This window comes from Bacillus sp. 5B6, from assembly GCF_000259405.1.
Taxonomy (GTDB): domain Bacteria; phylum Bacillota; class Bacilli; order Bacillales; family Bacillaceae; genus Bacillus; species Bacillus velezensis.
This window is the reverse complement of the sequence record NZ_AJST01000001.1, coordinates 901,872-919,946: the sequence shown is the minus strand read 5'-3', so window position 1 is coordinate 919,946 and position 18,075 is coordinate 901,872. Positions and strand designations below refer to the sequence as shown.

Genomic DNA, 18,075 nt, shown 5'->3' with positions numbered 1-18,075 from the left:
ATCAGCCTGTTTTCTTCAGCATCATCAGCCCGCTTATAAAAAACAGCACGGAGCTGGCGTAAAAAATAATATAAACCGTAAAGAAATCAGCGAGAAACCCGCCGAGAATAATGGCAGCAGCTGAAAATACGGCCGTCCAGAAATGATAGCTGCCGACTTTTTTTCCCCGCTCCCCGCCGTCGGTGTAATCGGCAATCATGATTTTCTCGCCGTGTTTTTGCATCGCGCCAAACAGGCCCAAAAGCACCTGCACAACATAAACCTGGTGCACGCCGGTAATGTGCGGGAGCGTCAGAAGAAGCACCGCCATCCCCCACGAATTTGCCATAAGAAACCAGCGGGGGTCCAGTCTTGCCGACAGCCGGCCGAGCAGCGGATGAATCAATGCGCCGCTCAGGCCGAACAAGCCGTATGAGAGACCGAATTGCATGTAGCTGGAACCGATGTTTTTAATAAATAAAATATAAAACGGAAAGATCAGGCTGCCGGCAAAAAAGACACTGCTCTGAGACAGGATCAGCCATTTTAAATGGTTGTGTTTCATGATTTGTACCTCTGATAAAAATAATTCATAAACAAGTCATCCGGATCATATTTGTGTTTTTTCTGAAAGAACATATCGCTTTTCGGATATGCCTCGCGCATCTGCTCTTTCGTTTGATACAGCATATACGGGAGATAATAACTGCCGCGGTGGCGCAATGCCGTATCCGTCATTTTTCTGACAATCCGCGCCGCACTCGCCTGGCCGTCTTTTGAAAACCCTTCATTGATTAAAAGAACGAGTGAAAACATGTCTTCCTTTGCGTATGACAAATCGGCTTTTTCATTTTTTTGCACGTAGCGGATCGTAATATTTACGAGATTGAGATCTTCATGTAACAGCGTCTTGCGTAAATCATGAATGTACGGCGCAAATTCGCCGACGGGTACGAAGTATTCTTGTAGCACGTCGGTGTTGTCCGTGTTTTCATATTCCAAAAATTTCGACTCTGACCGCATGACATTGTTCCTGGAGACTTTCACGCCGTTTTGGCTGAGAAAATAAGACTGCTGGGTGGACCAGAACCAATTTCTTCCCCAGTCATACCGTCGGGAGAGGCCGAGCGCGAATTTCGTCAGCGCCGGATGCTCATCTTCTTTCAGTTCATTGTGCCGCTTTAATTCTTTCTGATTGTCTGAGAGCGTGTAATCAGTCACATACATATCGTGCAAAAAGCCTTTATCTCCGGTTGCGATCCGCGCGAGATGCATGCGCACGGCAGGGTTATGCCGGACATTCTGTGTAAAATATTGACTGTATGTATCAGCGTTCATGCGTTTCGTTTTCATTTCATAAAGCTCATCATCCGTCAGCTCAATATCCGCGTCAAGGATGACGCCGAACAGGCCGTAGCCGCCGATAACGGCTGAAAACAGGTCATCTTTCGGAGTAACGGTGATGACTTTGCCGTCCGCCTTTAAAAGATGAAACGATTTGACCGTATCAATCAGCGAACCGTACCGGATATCCCGGCCGTGGGCGTTGGCGCTCAGTGAGCCGCCGATCGTAAAAATGTTTTGCGATTGCATGACTTTTACCGCGAGCCCGTACGGATTGACATAGCGCTGAATATCATTCCACGTCGCTCCCGCCTGCACCCTGATGATTTTTTTCTTTCGGTCGAGACCGAGTATTTTGTTGTAGCCCGTCATGTCGAGAACGATCCCGTCTTCATAATACGTCTGGCCGCCCATTGAGTGCTGGGCGCCTGCTATTGAGATCTTCAGATGCTTTCGCTTTGCTTCCTTAATGGTTTCGACCAATGTTTCTTTCTCTTTTCCTTTGACCGTCTGCTTAATTTTCACGGGCATGAGACGGCTGACATCCGTCATTGTCCCAGCCTGCTGCTCCGGCTCTTTGTAAAAAGCGGAAACAGCGAACAGCGCCGTATAAACAAGAATGCTAAGGATAATGAGAAGTAATTTTTTCTTCATGGATTCCTCCCTCGCATGCAGCCGGTCTATTATATCATGCCTCACGTCCGTTTTTTTCCTTTTTAACCCGATACCGCAAAAAACCCCGAATGGCGGGAAACTCGGGTTTTTTTAGTGACTTGCCCTTCTTTCCGCACGCCGGTCTCTAGCGACAAAGCAGACAAAACGGCGCCCGACAGAATCATGTTTAGTACAGCTCGAAACGGTCAGCCGGAAAACACCGGGCATAAAAATACACAGAAATCCTTAAAATGATTTTTTGGTCAGTATATAATCGATATATATGCAGATGTATTACCAAAGGGATTGTTTAAAACAAACATGTTAAATGAGGTGGGGAAAATAAACATAAAAGGAATCAATCATCTTCTTTTTTCTGTTTCAAATTTGGAAAAATCTATAGAATTTTATGAGAAAGTATTTCATGCACAACTCCTGGTTAAAGGGCAAAAGACAGCATATTTTGATCTGAACGGGCTTTGGCTTGCACTTAACTTAGAGGCGGATATACCAAGAAATGAAATACATAAATCCTACACACATATGGCCTTTACAATTGACCCAAAAGATTTTGATGCAATACATCAACGGCTAAAAAATCTAAATGTAAATATATTAAATGGGCGTCCAAGAGATAAACAAGATCAAAAGTCAATTTATTTTACTGATCCCGATGGGCATAAATTTGAATTCCACACAGGTACACTCCAAGACAGACTGTCCTATTACAAAAAAGATAAACCTCATATGAAATTTTATATATAAAGGTTTGTTTGCAATCCAAAACAAACCCTCACTGTCGCTTATATGCAGACAAAAGAAAAGCACCTCCAAACTTTAGGATGTACCTAAAATCCGAGGTGCATTTTCTTATTACTGAATCCCTAATGCGATTTTTGCGTAGCGTGACATTTTGTCTCTTGTCCACGGCGGATTCCAGACGATGTGGACCTCCGTCTCTTTTACATCCGGAATGTCGGCGAGCGCTTTTTTCACCTCGTCGACGATGATCGGAGCGAGCGGGCACCCCATTGATGTCAGTGTCATCGTAACGTGCGTCAGGCCGTCGTCATCCATATCAACGTCGTATACAAGGCCGAGATTGACGATATCGACGCCGAGCTCAGGGTCAACAACCTGCTCCAAGGCGCCCATGATGTTTTCTTTTAATGCTTCTTCCACGTTCCATCACTCCTTTTTCCTCAGTATAACGTAAAAGCGGGTTTTGTTAACACCTTTGTGCTTTATAAATGCTTATCGAACCAGGCGACGGTTTCTAAAACGGCGTATCTCGGGACTTTATGGTCAGCCCGTTCGTCTTTCAGAAACTGAAGATGGTCAGGCCGGCTGCTGTAATGAGGTTTAATCGTTTCATAAAAGCCGCGGGTCGGTGCATACGGAACGACTTTGTCTTGAACGCCGTGCCAGAACAGCAGCGGGCGGCTGCGGAGTTTTTCCGGTTCCAGACTGAGATCGAACGGTTTGAGCCGCGCAAACAGTTCATCGACCTGTTCTTTTGTGACGTCAATGTCGATGTCCTGCTTTTGAATGTGGTCAATCTGCTGCTGAAAAAACGCCGTATAGTTCGGGCTTCCCATCAGGCTGACACCGGCTTTGACCCAATCATATGCGGCCATCGCGCCGAATGTCGTAATTCCGCCCATTGACGTGCCCGCAAGACCGATCCGCCCGTCTTCAATCAGACCGCGCGCTTCAAAATCCTTTTTCAGCACGTCAAGCTCCTCGATTTCATTTAATACAATGTCCCAAAAATGGACGGCGAGCTCTTCTGCTGACAGCTGTTCAGCGCGTTCACCGTGGTAAAGAGCTTCCGGCAGCACGGCTCTGAAACCCTTTTCAGCAAGCAGGTAAGCGAAATGAAGATTATGCTCCTTCGCGCTTGTAAAACCGTGAATAAAGAAAACAAGGGGAGCGGGACGGTCCCGATTTTCTTCTTTTACAATATGTAAAAACGGAATGCCTGATACGGTTTGATGATCAATAAGAATCACGTTGACTCCCTCCTTAGGATAACCATAATCATAAGTGTAACATGTAGACAATAAAGATGGTAAAAAGCTACACTGTACATAAGAGAAAAACAGCAAATTACATGACAAAAGGAGTTATTTATGGAGACAAAACCTTACCTCATCGCCTTAGATCTGGATGGAACCTTATTAAAAGATGATAAAACCATTTCCCCTGAAACGGCACGGACGATTCAGACGCTGAAAGAAGCGGGTCATCATGTCTGCATCTCAACCGGCCGCCCGTTCCGTTCCAGTTCGATGTATTATGACGAGCTCGGGCTGACAACGCCGATTGTCAATTTTAACGGGGCATTTGTCCACCACCCGAAAGACGAGTCATGGGGACGCTACCACACGTCTTTATCTGTCGATGTGGTCAGACAGCTTGCCGAACTTACAGAGACCTATCAAATACATAATGTGCTCGCTGAGATCATTGATGATGTGTACTTCCATTATCATGATGAGCATTTAATTGAGGCGTTTCATATGAATACGGCGAATGTCACATTCGGTGATCTGCGCGAAACGGTCCAAGAGGATGTGACGTCCGTATTGATTCACGCGAAGGAAGAGGACGTCGCGGACATACGCGCGCATTTATCCGATGTGCACGCCGAGGTCATTGACCACAGAAGATGGGCGGCCCCTTGGCATGTGATTGAAATTATTAAACACGGGATGAATAAAGCGGTCGGCCTGAAGAAAATCAGCGACTATTACCAAGTGCCGAGAGAACGGATCATCGCGTTCGGCGACGAAGACAACGATCTTGAAATGCTCCGATTTGCCGGGTGCGGCGTAGCGATGGGAAACGGCACGGATGAAGTCAAACAGGCCGCCGACCGCGTCACGGGATCAAATGAAGCGGACGGAATCGCCGAATTTTTAAAATCCTATTTCTCCCTGTGAGGTTTTGCCGCTCATAACACAAAGCCTTCCGCCCATACTAAAACAGACGACTCATCTCGTCTAAATATGGAAGGGGGACATTGCAATGGGTAAACGAAACAAATCAAAACGGTTTATTCAGCAAGGCAAGGACTCTGTCAGTCTTCATGACGCAAGATTTCCATATCGGTCTACATTAGAGGAAGCACAGCATGATGCAGCAAAAGATTCGGCTGAAAGGCAGGTTGACTTTTAATGAGAAACGAACTGTTTTCTCAAGCCAAGTCATTTGTCCAGCAGGCCGTCATGATTGCTAACGGTTTCGAGGACGGCGATCAGGAAAAAGCTGTCTCACGCGCCAAAAATGCCGTATCTTCCGCGTACGCCAATTCGACAGATGCAGAACGTCAGCAGCTGCACCAATTTCAGGATCAGCTGGAGAAATTGCAATAAAAAAAGGCGCCCCGTTTAGACGAGGGCGCCGCTTTTTTATTTTACTTCAAATGTTTTTACCGTTTTCAGCCTTTTTCCGATCTGATCGGACTTCCCTAAAAACGTCACCGTCACCGTGTATGTTCCCGGACCGGGCACGTTTTTCCACACATCTGAAAAGTCATACGTTTCATTCGGCATTAAGGTCACGGTCTGAAACGCCTGAGTAAACATTTTGTCTTTTGAATAGCGATACAGTTCTTTGTGATGTTGGTCATGTACGGTCAATTCGAATTTCTGCCCTGAGCTGAATGTGAAATCGATCGGGCTTTCGCTCTTGTTTTTTAAAGACATTTGAAATTCGATCTGCTGATCCGTCTGCACAGGGTTTACGGCTAATTCCGCTTGCTGTTCATTCATCTCTCCGGATACCTCCTCAGCGGGCTCCTTCTGCCCGGATTGACTGCTGCATCCGATCAGTAAAATGACCGGTAATAACAGGCCAAACAGCCACTTCATTCTATCCGCTCCTATCAGTCTTTTCTGAAGAAACCAAAGATCCCCGTCGTTTGCACGATGTTTGTGAAGGCTTTCGGGTCGACTTCTTTCACGATTTTCTCAAGGTCATACAATTCGTACCGCGTGATGACGATGATCATCATTTCTTTCTGTTCGTTTGTGTAAGCGCCTTTTGCCGGCACCGTCGTAATGCCGCGGACCATCTTCCCGTAAATCGCTTCTTTGATTTCATCGGCTTTTTTCGTAACGATCATGGCGGTCAGTTTCATGTGGCGGGTGTGAATGGCGTCAATCACCCTTGTTGTGACATACAGAGCGACAAGGGTATATAATGCTTTCTCCCATCCTTGCAATAATCCTGCCGTCAAAATGATAATCCCGTTCAAAATGAAGAAATATGTGCCGACCGGCTTATCCTTCCATTTGGCCAGCACCATCGACACGATATCAAGACCGCCTGTCGAAGCGCCGAATTTCAGCGTTAAACCGATGCCGATAGCTGAGATGACTCCTCCGAATACGGTATTCAGAAGAATATCGTGCGACAGTCTCATTTCCGGGAGAATTCCCATAAAGACGGACGTCATCGCTACGCTTAATATGCTGTATACGGTGAATGATCTGCCGACTTTCAGCCACCCTAACACACCGATGGGAATGTTTAAGAGGAACATGAGAACTCCTGTCGAAATATAAAAGGGGGCGTATTGATCAACGACGCTTGACAGCAGCTGGGCGACACCGGTAAAACCGCTGGCATATACATTCGCCGGTATCAGGAATAAATTCAGTCCCGCCGCATACAGAAACGCGCCGATGACGACGATTGCTAATTTTTTTGCTTGTTCTAGTACCATGGCTTGCTCCTCCGCTCATTTTCATTATTAGCTTTTCCCTTAAAACAAAGTTTTGAACACTATTTTGCCACATTTATATGATATAGTTGGCATCACTCTCACCAATCGGAAAGAAGGGAATTATGATGACAGTTCACCTTATTGCTGACAGCGCCTCTGACCTGCCGAAATCTTATATTGAAGAAAACCGGATCGGGTTCATTCCGCTGCACGTAACACTTGACGGAAACGAATATGAGGACACGGTCACCATTCAGGCGGATCATATATTTCAAGCGATGCGGGACGGGAAAGTTCCGAAAACATCCCAGGCATCACCGGATACGATAAAAAAAGTATTTTTACAATACGCGGAACTGGGAGAACCGGCGATATACATCGCCTTTTCCTCAGGTCTTTCCGGCACCTATCAGACGGCCGTAATGATCGCCAATGAAGTAAAAGAGGAATTTCCCGATTTTGATTTACGGATTGTAGATTCCAAATGCGCTTCATTGGGCTGCGGCCTCGCGGTGATGCACGCGCAAACACTCTGTGTTAACGGGAATACAATACAAGAAATCGAAACGTCTGTAAAGAGCTTTTGCGCACGGATGAAACATATATTTACGGTCGATGATGTCGCTTATCTCGCGCGGGGCGGCAGAATTTCAAAAACGTCCGCTTTTGTCGGGGGGCTTTTGAACATCAAACCGATTCTGCATGTGGATGACGGCAGGCTCGTGCCGCTCGAAAAATTGCGCGGACAAAAGAAACTGTTTAAACGGATTATAGAAATGATGAAGGAAGAAGGCGGCGATTGGGCGGATCAAACCGTGGGGATCAGCTATGCAGATAACGAGGAGACGGCGCTTCGAATGAAGGAAATGATTGAAGAAGCGTTCCATCCGAAAGAGATTATTCTTCATTCAATTGGCTCTGCGATCGGCGCGCACTCCGGGCCGGGCACGCTCGCGATTTTTTTCCTGAAGCCATAATTTCAATGCGGGCGGGCATCCTAACGGACAGAAGGGAGGCTTTGCCGCATGAAAGATGATGACAAAAAACCGTTGGACAATAACGCCGTAAATCAGAAAAAGAACCGGCTTGCCGAAAAAAACCGGCAGGCGGGAAAAAACCAGAATTCCAAAAAACCGGACCATCTGTAAAAGGCAAAACAGCCCTCTTGTGTATGAAGATAGAGGGCTGTTTTTTGTTCTATATGCGTCTAACATCACTTATCACGAATCCGCTTTCAGGCAATGCCGGCATTCTGGACAGGCTGAAGCTCAAATCTTGGGACGGAACATCGTACTCTATTTCATTGGCAAGAAACGCAAGGGAAGTTTTCATGACTTCCACGGTCATTCCCTCACCCGGACAGCGGTGGCCGTTAGCCGGATCACCTCCGCCCTGGGGAATGAAATCAAATTTATTTTCCTCCCGCCCCTGAAAACGTTCCGGGCGAAATTCATTCGGATTATCCCAAAGTCGGGAATCATGGTTTGTCCCATATAGGTCAAGCATGACGGATGCACCCTTTTTAAACTCACAGTTCTTCCATACGAAATCTTTTTTCACAACGGCTCCTAAAAACGGGGCAAACGGGTAATACCGCCGAACTTCATGTGCAAATCTTTCGGCCTCCTGATCATCTCTCGATCTCAGTTTGCCCCGATATTCAGGGTAATCATGCAATGCAAGAGCTGAAAACGTAATGAAGTAAGAAATGGCGGCAATCGGGCGCAGAACATTAATAAGCTCAACAGCAGCCATGTGAGAATCAAGTCTGTTCCCGTCAAGTTCTGTATGAAAAGCCATTTCATACAAGGCTGAGCCCTCCGGCGTTTGCAGCTTGCCGGACCGCACATCCTCAATGACCTCCTCTATCCATTTCTCCGTTTTCAGCCTCGCCCTTCTGCCTTTCCAATGACGCGGTCCGACAGCGCCGAATGCATCTACCATATCGGTGAAATCCTCCGCCCGCTCTTTCACTTCTGAGTCTTTCAGCGGGACGCCGGCCCACTCACAGGCAGCCCGGCACAGCACTTTCTTCGCTTCATCAAAAAGGACAATTCGGTTTGAACCCTCCCACATTTCCGCAGATGCTTTCCACTGTTTTGCCACCGCTGCCGCAAGCCGTTTTTGCCGGGGCGGCGTCATCAGCGACATAAATAGAAGCTTCCTGTGCTTATGCCGTTTACCGTCCATTGCCTGGATTGCCCCTGTTCCGAATAACGTTTTCTGCACCCGTTTGGGGAGGGCCTGCTGCCGCTGAAATCGTTCTGTGTCATAAAAAAGCTTTGCGGCTTCCGCTCCGCTCATACAAATGAATGTCTTCCCTAATAAACGGGCGCGAAACACATCTGAGCGATAATTCTCCGCTCGGTTTTTCACAAATACATAACCATCGCGTAATAAAGCCAGACTATTATCAAGACCCTTTTCCCGCGGAATTTGTTCATCCATCCCGATTCCTCCCTTCTTTTTTCACCTTTCACGAAAAAGAATAAATATAAACACATGTATATTCAGTATTTGTGTTTCATTCAGAAGTTACTCATGTCAGGCTGCAAAAATCAGGGGCGGGGCAAAAGCCCGTTACAAAGTAAACCGGCGGACCTGATCGTTTAACCGCTCTGTCAGGCTCACCAGATTATTGACGCTTTCCGCCATTTTATGAAAAGAAGACAGCTGCTCAAGCGCGGAGGCAGAAATCTCTTCGCTTCCTGCAGCCGTTTCCTGAACGACGGCGCTGATGCTTTCGGCATGATGCAGCACTTGCTCACCAAGCTGTTTCGATTCGATGATCCGTCCGTCCAATTGAGTAAGCTCCGCTTTAATATGGGCGGCTTTTTGTTCAATATGGACGAATGATTCTGACGTTTTCTCCATCAGCTCCTGCTGTCTGTCCGCTAAAGCGACGCCGGTCGTGACAGCTCCGGTAATAGACGTGATGCCGCCTTCAATTTGCTTTACCATATCGAAAATCTGCGCGGTCGCTTTGGCTGATCCGTCTGCGAGCTTCCGTATCTCCTCGGCAACGACGGCAAATCCTTTTCCGGCCTCGCCTGCTCTGGCCGCCTCGATTGCGGCGTTTAATGACAGCAGATTGGTCTGGCCCGCAATGTCAGAAACGGTCTGCGCCATCATACTGATGCCTGCCGCATGCTCTATGAAGAGACCGGCGGCTTCGGAAATCTCTTTTGATGTCTCATTGCTTTTATCAATAGCTTGCTTGGTCTCAGCTAAAGCACCGCGCCCCGCAGCCACCGCCGCAATCGTCTCTTCACTGCTTCTCGTCGTTTGTTTTGAACGTTCGGCGTTCGCCTTTGAATGTTCATCCATTTGTTCAATGAATTGCACCGCATGCTGCAGATCTTCTGAAATGGTTTGGGAGCCTTGCGCCATTTCTTCCGTCGACACGGACACCTGCTCGGTCATGTCCTTCAGCGTCTGGTTTTCCTTCGTCAAACCTTCCGCGAAAGTCTCGACTTCACGGCTGACCTCTCCGATCGCCTGAATTAAGGTGCGGAGCTGTTCAGCCATCATTCCGAATGAGTCATTCAGCTCTTTCAGTTCGTCCTTCCCTTTATAATCAAACATTTCAACAGCAAGGTTCCCTCCTGCAATACGACGGGCATTTTCAGCCATACGGCGGATCGGCCCTGCAATTCTCTTCGTCAGCCTGATGGAAGATATGACGGTAACAGTAAGTATCACGATGGTCAGAACGGCTGCGCTGTAAACGATAAACTGAATCTGGTCAGCCGTCTGCTTCTGCATGTCTTCATAGTGATCCCGGGTTTTCAGATTCAGCATATAAATATCATTCAGAAGACCGTTGATGCGGGCCGCCGTCCTTGTCGCTTCAGCCGGGCTTTTCGAATCAAGAGCAGCGTCCGCCTCCGCCTGCCATGTTTCGTATTTTTTGGCGAGTTTGTCATAAGCGGCTTTGTCCGCATCGTCCGTCATCGTTTTTTTGAGCGCCGCCAGTTTGTCTGAGCTGCTTTTCATATAGCTTCGCACATCTTCTTTCTGGGCGTCTGCGAGCGTATAGGAATAGCCGGTGATGCTTTCTTTTAACGTATTAAGGTCAGCTTTTGCTTCCTGGACGTTTAACAGCGCGTCCACTTCATCTTCATTTGAAGCCTGAATCTTCATCATGTTTACAATGGTAAAGCCGATGACGGCGGCGAAGCAAATCATCGTAACGGCTGCGTTAACGAGCAGCCTTGTCCGTAATGTCACTTCAGATCGCCTCCTTTTTCAATCAGGCTGTTTTTCATATCCGTGATCTTTTTCGTCAGCCCGCCTGCATTTTTGACAACTCTGATCTTGGCTAAGTCCATGCCGTTTTCCTTCAGTCCGTAAACGATCTCTCCGCTTTTGATCTCCTTGTTGTCTTTTAAATCTTTCGCCAATTCATAGATGACATGGTCGACGTTTTTCACTAAAGAAGAGATAACGGCGTGCTCGGCGGTGTAATATTGATCGCTGTCAACACCGATGGCGTATACTTTTTGCGCCTCCGCTTCTTTCAGAGCGCCGACACCCGTGAAGCCGGCCGCCGTAAACAGGACATCGGCTTTTTTTCGGATCATGTTTTGGGCGATGCGCTTCCCGAGCTTATCATCATCAAACGTACCGCTGATGTCCGACAGCACGCGGATTTTCGGTTTGACTGATTCCGCGCCTTTCAGGTAGCCTTTCTTAAACCGTTTAATGACGTCGGCATCTGAACCGCCGATAAATCCGATCGTGCCGGTTTTGCTCGTCATGGCCGCCAGCGCTCCGGCTAAGCAGCTTCCTTCATCCTCTTTAAACGTGACGGAGGTGACATTATCCAGGTCTGATACGGAATCAATCAGCACAAACCGCTGCTTCGGATATTTTTTAGCGACCTTTTCTAAATCCGCCTGCATGCTGTAACCAAGCCCCACAACAAGATCATTGCCTTCCCGGACAAGCTGGGTCAGTCCTTTTTCGTATGTACCGGTATCTTTTATTTCCCGATAGTCAAATGTGATGCCGAGCTCGTCTCTCGCTTTCATCAAACCTTGAAAGCCTGAATCATTAAATGATTGGTCGCCGAGGCCGTTGTCTGTCAGCATGATACCGATTGTTTTCGTTTTTTCGGCCGCCGGTTCCTCAGATTTGCCGGCACATCCCGCCGTGCTGAGCGCAAGCAGCAGTACAGCCGCAAATATCGCCATTTTTCTCATTGAAACTCTCCTTTTGTTTTTTTCTATAGTTATATATCGGTTCGGATGTCAGAATATTTTATTTCAATAAAATATGTATGTTCGGCAGGGTGATAAACAAATGAGGGCCATAGGAGCTTTTGTGAAAATAAAAAACATCGGTTTTGGTTCACCGATGTTTTTGCAGAAAATTTATTGTTTTTCGTATGTCCAGCCGTCTTCCTGATAGACCTTGCCGTTTTTCATCAGATGCCCGAGCGCCCGCTTAAAGGCGGCTTTGCTTAAATGAAACCGTTCGCGGATATCGTCAGGATGACTTTTGTCTCCGTATGGCATCGCGCCGTTTCTTGATCTCAGATAGGTCAGAATTTCTTCCGCGTCAACCGAAAGCGCATCCTGCTTTCTCGGCAGCAGAGACATGTTGACCGAGCCGTCTTCCTTCACCTCGATGACACGCCCTGTCACGCGGCTGCCGAGTCTCGGCTCTTCTTTTCTTTCTGAAGGGTGAATAAACGCGCGGATGCCTTCATCGGTAATCAGAAAAGAGCCTGATGCGATCAGTCTGTACACCGTGCCCGTCAGGTCTTTATTCATGACGTCTTCCTCTGCATCCGTAAATAATTCACTGATGATATCTTCAGGCGCCGGCTTGGCAAACATGCGCCCGCGGCTTGTCACCTTCAGCATGCAATACAGTCTGTCTCCTTTTTGCGGCCAGACGGATTTGTACGGAGGCAGGTGCTCCGTTGCGACGAGCGCGTCTTTTGACAGACCGACGTCGACGAATACGCCCATATCTTCCACAGCGTCCGTCACTTCCACCCATCCGTAGTCATAAAAGCTGATGAGCGGCTTTTTCATCGTCGCCGCGAGTCTTTCCTGATGATCGACGTAAATAAATACGTCCACTTCATCTCTGTCTTCGATATCCTCTGTGATTTCACTGTTATGTAAAAGAACCGTATCCTCGCCGTCGGTTAAAAAATAACCGAAATCGGTTTGGTGATCTATACTAAGCGTGAGCTGCTGCCCTGGTCTCATGTTATCGTCCTTCCTGATTCGCCCGTATGAGGCTGATGTTTTTCTCATTTTTTCCAATATGCATAAATTCATGCCTTATGCTGTTGGACATTTCTCTTTATTCTACTATAATCAACTCATAAGTGAAATGTTATAGGAGGTTTTCTCATGGCAAAAGAAAGTTCTTTTGATATTGTATCGAAAGTTGAATTTCCCGAAGTGCAGAATGCGATTCAGATGACGCTGAAAGAAATCGGCACGCGCTATGACTTTAAAGGATCGAAAAGCGATGTAACTTTAGAAAAGGAAGAACTTGTCCTGATTTCTGATGACGAGTTTAAACTGAATCAGCTCAAAGATGTGCTGAGCGGCAAGCTGATCAAACGGGACGTGCCGACGAAAAACATTGAATACGGCAAAATCGAAAATGCCTCAGGAGGCACGGTGCGCCAGCGCGCGAAGCTTGTACAGGGCATTGATAAAGACAGCGCCAAAAAAATCAACGCGGTGATTAAAAACTCCGGCTTGAAGGTCAAGTCGCAGATTCAGGACGACCAAGTACGCGTCACCGGAAAAAATAAAGATGATCTGCAGCAGATTATTGCAGCTGTCCGCGGAGCAGACCTGCCGATTGACGTTCAATTTATTAATTTTAGATAAATTATGTGATTCCTATTGATTATTGTCTCTATTTTCGGTAAATTTGGAGAAAGGGATTTTCACAGTTAAGTTTTGGAAACCCATGACAATTACATGAACGTTCTTATCAAGAGAAGCCGAGGGACTGGCCCGACGACGCTTCAGCAACCGGTGTAGTGGTTTATCCAAACCATGACCAAGGTGCTAAATCCAGCAAGCTAAAAACAGCTTGGAAGATAAGAAGAGAGACAAATGATTACAAAGTCTTCTTCTTAAGAAGACTTTTTTTATTTCTCTTTTTTCCTTGCTGAATGTGACGAAGGAGGCAAACAATGGGACTATTACAAGACTTAGAAGAACGGATTTTAATCGGAGACGGCGCGATGGGCACTCTCCTCTATTCCTACGGCATTGACAGATGTTTTGAGGAACTGAACGTATCAAAGCCCGAAGAAATCAAGCGGATACATAAGGCTTACGTGGAAGCCGGGGCAGACATCATCCAGACAAATACGTACGGCGCGAATTTTATTAAGCTCTCAAGATACGGACTTGAGGATGAAACGAAAAAAATCAATCAGGAGGCGGTCAGAATCGCGCGCGCTTCCTCAGACGGCGCTTATGTATTGGGAACGATGGGCGGCATCCGCACCTTTAACAAAAACGCCTACAGCCTGGAGGAGATTAAACGCAGCTTTCGGGAGCAGCTTTATTTATTGCTGCATGAAGAGCCGGACGGTCTGCTTCTGGAAACATACTATGATTTAGAAGAGGCTCGCGAAGTGCTGAAGATAGCGAGAAAAGAAACGGAACTTCCGATTATGCTGAACGTATCCATGCACGAACAGGGCGTGCTGCAGGACGGAACGCCGCTTCGGGAAGCCCTCAGGTCCATTGCCGATCTCGGCGCTGACATAACGGGAATCAATTGCCGGCTCGGCCCGTACCACATGATTGAAGCGCTCACCGAAGTGCCGATTTTCCGTGACGCTTATTTATCGGTCTATCCGAACAGCAGCCTTCCGTCTTTAGAAGAAGGCCGGCTTGTTTATGATACGGACGATGCCTATTTCCGGGAGAGCGCCGTACAGTTCCGCACTCAGGGCGCGCGCATTATCGGCGGCTGCTGCGGTACGACGCCAAACCATATCAGAGCCATGGCTGAAGCGGTTCGCGGCCTTTCCCCCGTCACTGAGAAAGAAGTGAAAATCAGACGGGAAGAAGAAGTCATCTCAGTCAGCAGCGAACGGACCGAGCCGGGTTTAAACGAAATCGCCGCTAAAAAACGGTCAATTATCGTGGAGCTTGATCCGCCAAAAAAATTGAATTTTGAAAAATTTCTGCAAGCAGCGGCTGAATTAAAAGAAACCGGCATAGAAGCGCTGACGCTCGCCGACAATTCATTGGCGACACCGCGGATCAGCAATGCCGCCTGCGGTTCATTGCTGAAAGAGCGCCTTGATATCCGTTCTCTCGTTCACATTACATGCAGAGACCGCAACATCATCGGCCTTCAGTCACATTTAATGGGGCTGGATACGCTCGGGCTCACCGACATTTTAGCCATCACGGGCGATCCTTCAAAAATCGGCGACTTTCCGGGGGCTACTTCCGTCTATGATTTAACGTCCTTTGACTTGATCAGGCTGATTAAACAATTCAACGAGGGCATTTCTTTATCAGGGAAACCGCTCGGCAAGAAAACGAACTTTTCCGTAGCCGGAGCATTTAATCCGAATGTCCGCCATCTTGATAAAGCAGTAAAACGGCTGGAGAAAAAAATCGAGTGCGGAGCTGACTACTTCGTATCCCAGCCTGTCTACTCGGAGCAGCAGCTCATTGACATTCATCATGAAACGAAGCATCTCAAAACACCGGTGTATATCGGAATCATGCCGTTAACGAGCAGCCGCAACGCAGAGTTCATTCATCATGAAATCCCGGGCATTAAGCTGTCAGACAGCATCCGCGAAAAAATGGCGCTCGCCGGCGAAGACAAGCGAAAGCAGAAAGCCGAAGGCCTCGCCATCGCCAAATCGCTTCTCGACACGGCGTGCGAACTGTTTAACGGAATTTATTTAATCACCCCGTTTCTCCGTTCTGATTTGACGTCAGAGCTTGCAGCTTATATTAAGCAAAAGGATGAAAAGCGGGCTGATGTATATTTGCATTGACGCGAAAGAGGCCGCCTGATATGACAGGCGGCTTTTTCATGGTACGATACAGAAAAAGAATCAAGCAAAGGAGGATTTTTTCATGGTTGAAGTAAAACCCATCACCGCAGAAGACACATACGCGATCAGACACAGCGTGCTGCGCCCCCATCAGACGATTGAGGATTGTAAATATGATCAGGACAGCGTCAAAGGAGCCTTTCATCTCGGAGGTTTTTACGACGGGACATTGATCAGCATCGCTTCTTTCTACCCGCAGAACCAGCAGGCTTTACAGGCAGCGCCCGCCTACCAGCTGCGCGGCATGGCGACGCTTGAGGAATACCGGACGCAAAAAGCGGGAAGCACGTTAATCGCCTATGCAGAACGGAAACTGGCAGATATGGGGGCAGCGCTTGTCTGGTGCAACGCCAGATGTCACGTAAAGGGATATTACGAGAAGCTCGGATGGAAAAGCACTGGCAGCCCCTTTGACATACCCGGCATCGGCCCGCATGTGATCATGTATAAAGAACTCGCCTGAAACAGACAAAAGCCTTTGGGGACATGTCTCTAAGGGCATTACCTTGAATGTCACGTCTGCTTTTATATGCGACACTATTGACGCCTTCCCGCTTTTACGCAACAACAAGAATGGCAGGCAGAAAACGATATCTGTCAATTGCCGATTTCAGCTATTATGTTTAGAAAAGGGAGTATGAGATGAATACGATCCAAAAACCGAAAATCCCGAAAGAATTGCCGGTGCTTTCTTTCACAGAAGCGCTTCAGGACGACCTCATCAAAGAAGTCGTCATAGAAAACGCCGTGATAAGCGGCAAACTGGACGGCCTGCGCGCCGAAAAAGTCATTTTCAGAAACACCGTTTTTACGGATGTCTCTTTCAGACATATGGAATGTACGGATGTCCTGTTTGACAAATGTGATGTCTCGAACGCTGATTTCAGCGGAAGCATCATCCATAGAACGGCGTTTCAGCATTCAAAACTTCTCGGCTTGAATCTGGCGGATTCCGCCATGCGTCATGTACGGTTTAAAGACTGCCTCGCACATTACAGCTCCTTCAGCTATTCCAATATGAAGCATGTCCGGTTTGACTCGTGCGGCCTTTCAGAAAGTGAGTGGAATGATGCCGTTCTTGAATACACAGATCTTGACGCCTGTGATTTGAACGGCTCAAATTTTATCGGCACGTCTCTTTTTAATATGGATATCAGCACGTGCACATTTGATCACCTGCACGTCTCACTTGAGAAGCTGAAAGGATGCCGCATCTCTCCGTCTCATGCCGTGACATTCGCAGAAGCGCTCGGAGCCATTGTGACGTGATCTTTTATTAAATGAAACGGCGGTCGGCATCCTGAATAAATGCTCGGCATTGGTGATGCGGGGTGCTGCTTTTTATTTTGCGGCGCTTTTGTTCCGGTAAAAGGAATTCGGCCAGGTCATGTTGAATGTACCGGAAGGAAGAGGGGGAATTGGAATGTCAGACATTTTAAAGCTGTATCACTACCACAGATGGGCAAATGAGCAAGTTATTCAGCATTTGAAGACCCTGCCCGCGGCAAGCTTACAGCAGAAACTGGATAGTGTTTTTCCGACTGTGAACGCCGTGCTTGTGCATATATACCGGGCTGATTACATTTGGCTTCACGTGCTTTACGGAGAAACTTTCGAACAAATCGTCTCGCAGTTTGATCAATTTGAAAAGCTTGACGGAGATTTTGAGGCGATTGAACATAGAATGACTGAACTGGACAAAGAATACAGCGAATTTTTAAGAGAATTGGAGAACATGGAAGGTCCGATCTCCATTTCTCATCCGCGCATGGGAACGCTCCAGACGACATATGCCGATGTGATCCGGCATGTTGTGAATCACGGCACATACCATCGCGGCAATATCACCGCGATGCTTCACCAAATGGGCTATAAAGGCGTGCCGACTGACTACATTTTTTTCTCATACGAATCATAAAAAAGCAAAGGCCTCCCGGGCCTTTGCTTTTTTACTTCGAATCTATCATAATCCGGCATAGCCGGAGGCCCCGGGGTGAGCTTTACAGGCCTTCCGGTTTTAAAAGATTCCGTCGCGGCGATCCTGATTTCTAAGTTAATCGTGGCATCGATGTCTGTCACAATCGGCGTTTCCCCTTTTTCACACATTCGGCAAAGTGCTCAAGCTCCAGACGGTAAGCGTCTTTAAAACGTGCTTGAAAATCCGGAATAATTTCGCAGCTGCTGCCTGACTCCGTTAAAACGGTGACATGGCTTTTCCGCAGCGTACAGACTAAAATGCTCCGCGTCGTCCCGATCACTTCGGCGCGGATAAACTGCCTCCTACTTTTTG

General features: G+C 47.4%; 21 protein-coding genes, 1 pseudogene and 1 riboswitch. Of the genes and pseudogenes, 11 read left to right on the top strand and 11 right to left on the bottom strand.

The annotated features are described in order from the left end of the window. Position 1: 1 nt before the first annotated feature. Entirely contained in the window at positions 2-544 is a 543-nt protein-coding gene (locus tag MY7_RS04530; protein WP_007610555.1) for an MFS transporter, read from the bottom strand. Next, positions 541-1,977, bottom strand: a complete 1,437-nt coding sequence (locus tag MY7_RS04525; protein WP_007610553.1) for an FAD-binding oxidoreductase — start codon at positions 1,975-1,977, stop codon at positions 541-543. Before MY7_RS04525 ends, MY7_RS04530 begins: the two co-directional genes overlap by 4 nt. Before the next feature lie 321 nt (positions 1,978-2,298). Between MY7_RS04525 and fosM the strand changes: the two genes are divergently transcribed. Beyond that, positions 2,299-2,742, top strand: a complete 444-nt coding sequence (gene fosM, locus MY7_RS04520; RefSeq protein WP_007409139.1) for a FosM family fosfomycin resistance protein — start codon at positions 2,299-2,301, stop codon at positions 2,740-2,742. A gap of 108 nt (positions 2,743-2,850) precedes the next feature. On the opposite strand, the gene MY7_RS04515 is transcribed toward fosM, so the two are convergent. Together MY7_RS04515 and MY7_RS04510 are read right to left on the bottom strand one after the other, a co-directional pair. Continuing rightward, positions 2,851-3,159 (bottom strand): metal-sulfur cluster assembly factor, encoded by a 309-nt coding sequence (locus MY7_RS04515; RefSeq protein ID WP_003155088.1) that lies wholly within the window; start codon positions 3,157-3,159, stop codon positions 2,851-2,853. Positions 3,160-3,221: 62 nt separating this feature from the next. Next, a complete protein-coding gene (locus tag MY7_RS04510) occupies positions 3,222-3,989 on the bottom strand; it encodes a prolyl oligopeptidase family serine peptidase (RefSeq protein ID WP_007409140.1) in 768 nt (255 codons plus the stop codon). Positions 3,990-4,109: 120 nt separating this feature from the next. On the opposite strand from MY7_RS04510, the gene MY7_RS04505 reads away from it, so the two are divergent. From MY7_RS04505 to MY7_RS04500, 3 genes are all read left to right on the top strand, one after another. Then, on the top strand, positions 4,110-4,922 hold the full coding sequence (locus MY7_RS04505; RefSeq protein ID WP_007610550.1) for a Cof-type HAD-IIB family hydrolase: 813 nt from the start codon (positions 4,110-4,112) through the stop codon (positions 4,920-4,922). 85 nt (positions 4,923-5,007) lie between these two features. Further along, positions 5,008-5,157 (top strand): hypothetical protein, encoded by a 150-nt coding sequence (locus MY7_RS19715; RefSeq protein ID WP_003155094.1) that lies wholly within the window; start codon positions 5,008-5,010, stop codon positions 5,155-5,157. Beyond that, positions 5,157-5,354 carry a DUF3813 domain-containing protein gene (locus MY7_RS04500; RefSeq protein WP_003155097.1) on the top strand — a complete coding sequence of 66 codons (198 nt, stop codon included), beginning with the start codon at positions 5,157-5,159 and terminating at the stop codon, positions 5,352-5,354. Before MY7_RS19715 ends, MY7_RS04500 begins: the two co-directional genes overlap by 1 nt. 36 nt (positions 5,355-5,390) lie before the next feature. On the opposite strand, the gene MY7_RS04495 is transcribed toward MY7_RS04500, so the two are convergent. Both MY7_RS04495 and MY7_RS04490 read right to left on the bottom strand, forming a co-directional pair. Continuing rightward, positions 5,391-5,852 carry a BsuPI-related putative proteinase inhibitor gene (locus tag MY7_RS04495; RefSeq protein ID WP_003155099.1) on the bottom strand — a complete coding sequence of 154 codons (462 nt, stop codon included), beginning with the start codon at positions 5,850-5,852 and terminating at the stop codon, positions 5,391-5,393. Between the two features lie 14 nt (positions 5,853-5,866). Beyond that, positions 5,867-6,709, bottom strand: a complete 843-nt coding sequence (locus MY7_RS04490; RefSeq protein WP_007610547.1) for a YitT family protein — start codon at positions 6,707-6,709, stop codon at positions 5,867-5,869. 125 nt (positions 6,710-6,834) lie between these two features. On the opposite strand from MY7_RS04490, the gene MY7_RS04485 reads away from it, so the two are divergent. Both MY7_RS04485 and MY7_RS19500 read left to right on the top strand, forming a co-directional pair. Continuing rightward, entirely contained in the window at positions 6,835-7,686 is an 852-nt protein-coding gene (locus tag MY7_RS04485) for a DegV family protein (protein ID WP_029325952.1), read from the top strand. 48 nt (positions 7,687-7,734) lie between these two features. Further along, on the top strand, positions 7,735-7,857 hold the full coding sequence (locus tag MY7_RS19500; RefSeq protein WP_003155105.1) for a hypothetical protein: 123 nt from the start codon (positions 7,735-7,737) through the stop codon (positions 7,855-7,857). Positions 7,858-7,906: 49 nt separating this feature from the next. Here MY7_RS19500 and MY7_RS04480 read toward each other — a convergent pair whose 3' ends face one another. The 4 genes from MY7_RS04480 to MY7_RS04465 form a co-directional block, all read right to left on the bottom strand. Then, on the bottom strand, positions 7,907-9,157 hold the full coding sequence (locus tag MY7_RS04480) for a cytochrome P450 (RefSeq protein WP_007610542.1): 1,251 nt from the start codon (positions 9,155-9,157) through the stop codon (positions 7,907-7,909). A 132-nt stretch (positions 9,158-9,289) separates the two neighbouring features. Then, the gene (locus MY7_RS04475; protein ID WP_007610541.1) at positions 9,290-10,939 is read right to left on the bottom strand and encodes a methyl-accepting chemotaxis protein; all 1,650 of its coding nucleotides are present in this window, start codon (positions 10,937-10,939) and stop codon (positions 9,290-9,292) included. After that, the gene (locus tag MY7_RS04470; protein ID WP_007610540.1) at positions 10,936-11,913 is read right to left on the bottom strand and encodes a BMP family lipoprotein; all 978 of its coding nucleotides are present in this window, start codon (positions 11,911-11,913) and stop codon (positions 10,936-10,938) included. Before MY7_RS04470 ends, MY7_RS04475 begins: the two co-directional genes overlap by 4 nt. Before the next feature lie 171 nt (positions 11,914-12,084). Beyond that, positions 12,085-12,981: a CvfB family protein gene (locus MY7_RS04465; protein ID WP_170936341.1), complete on the bottom strand. Its 897-nt coding sequence runs from the start codon at positions 12,979-12,981 to the stop codon at positions 12,085-12,087. Between the two features lie 99 nt (positions 12,982-13,080). On the opposite strand from MY7_RS04465, the gene MY7_RS04460 reads away from it, so the two are divergent. The 5 genes from MY7_RS04460 (at position 13,081) to MY7_RS04440 (ending at position 17,703) form a co-directional block, all read left to right on the top strand. After that, entirely contained in the window at positions 13,081-13,572 is a 492-nt protein-coding gene (locus tag MY7_RS04460; RefSeq protein ID WP_003155112.1) for a YajQ family cyclic di-GMP-binding protein, read from the top strand. 100 nt (positions 13,573-13,672) lie between these two features. Continuing rightward, a riboswitch (SAM riboswitch) is annotated at positions 13,673-13,794 on the top strand. An 89-nt stretch (positions 13,795-13,883) separates the two neighbouring features. Next, a complete protein-coding gene (locus tag MY7_RS04455) occupies positions 13,884-15,725 on the top strand; it encodes a bifunctional homocysteine S-methyltransferase/methylenetetrahydrofolate reductase (protein ID WP_007610532.1) in 1,842 nt (613 codons plus the stop codon). Positions 15,726-15,807: 82 nt separating this feature from the next. Beyond that, positions 15,808-16,248 (top strand): GNAT family N-acetyltransferase, encoded by a 441-nt coding sequence (locus tag MY7_RS04450; RefSeq protein WP_007409151.1) that lies wholly within the window; start codon positions 15,808-15,810, stop codon positions 16,246-16,248. A 179-nt stretch (positions 16,249-16,427) separates the two neighbouring features. Then, the gene (locus MY7_RS04445; protein WP_007610529.1) at positions 16,428-17,054 is read left to right on the top strand and encodes a pentapeptide repeat-containing protein; all 627 of its coding nucleotides are present in this window, start codon (positions 16,428-16,430) and stop codon (positions 17,052-17,054) included. 154 nt (positions 17,055-17,208) lie between these two features. Then, positions 17,209-17,703 (top strand): DinB family protein, encoded by a 495-nt coding sequence (locus MY7_RS04440; RefSeq protein ID WP_029325953.1) that lies wholly within the window; start codon positions 17,209-17,211, stop codon positions 17,701-17,703. A 45-nt stretch (positions 17,704-17,748) separates the two neighbouring features. Here MY7_RS04440 and MY7_RS19870 read toward each other — a convergent pair. Further along, positions 17,749-18,058: pseudogene (locus tag MY7_RS19870) on the bottom strand (Gfo/Idh/MocA family oxidoreductase); the annotation flags it as partial. Positions 18,059-18,075: the final 17 nt, after the last annotated feature.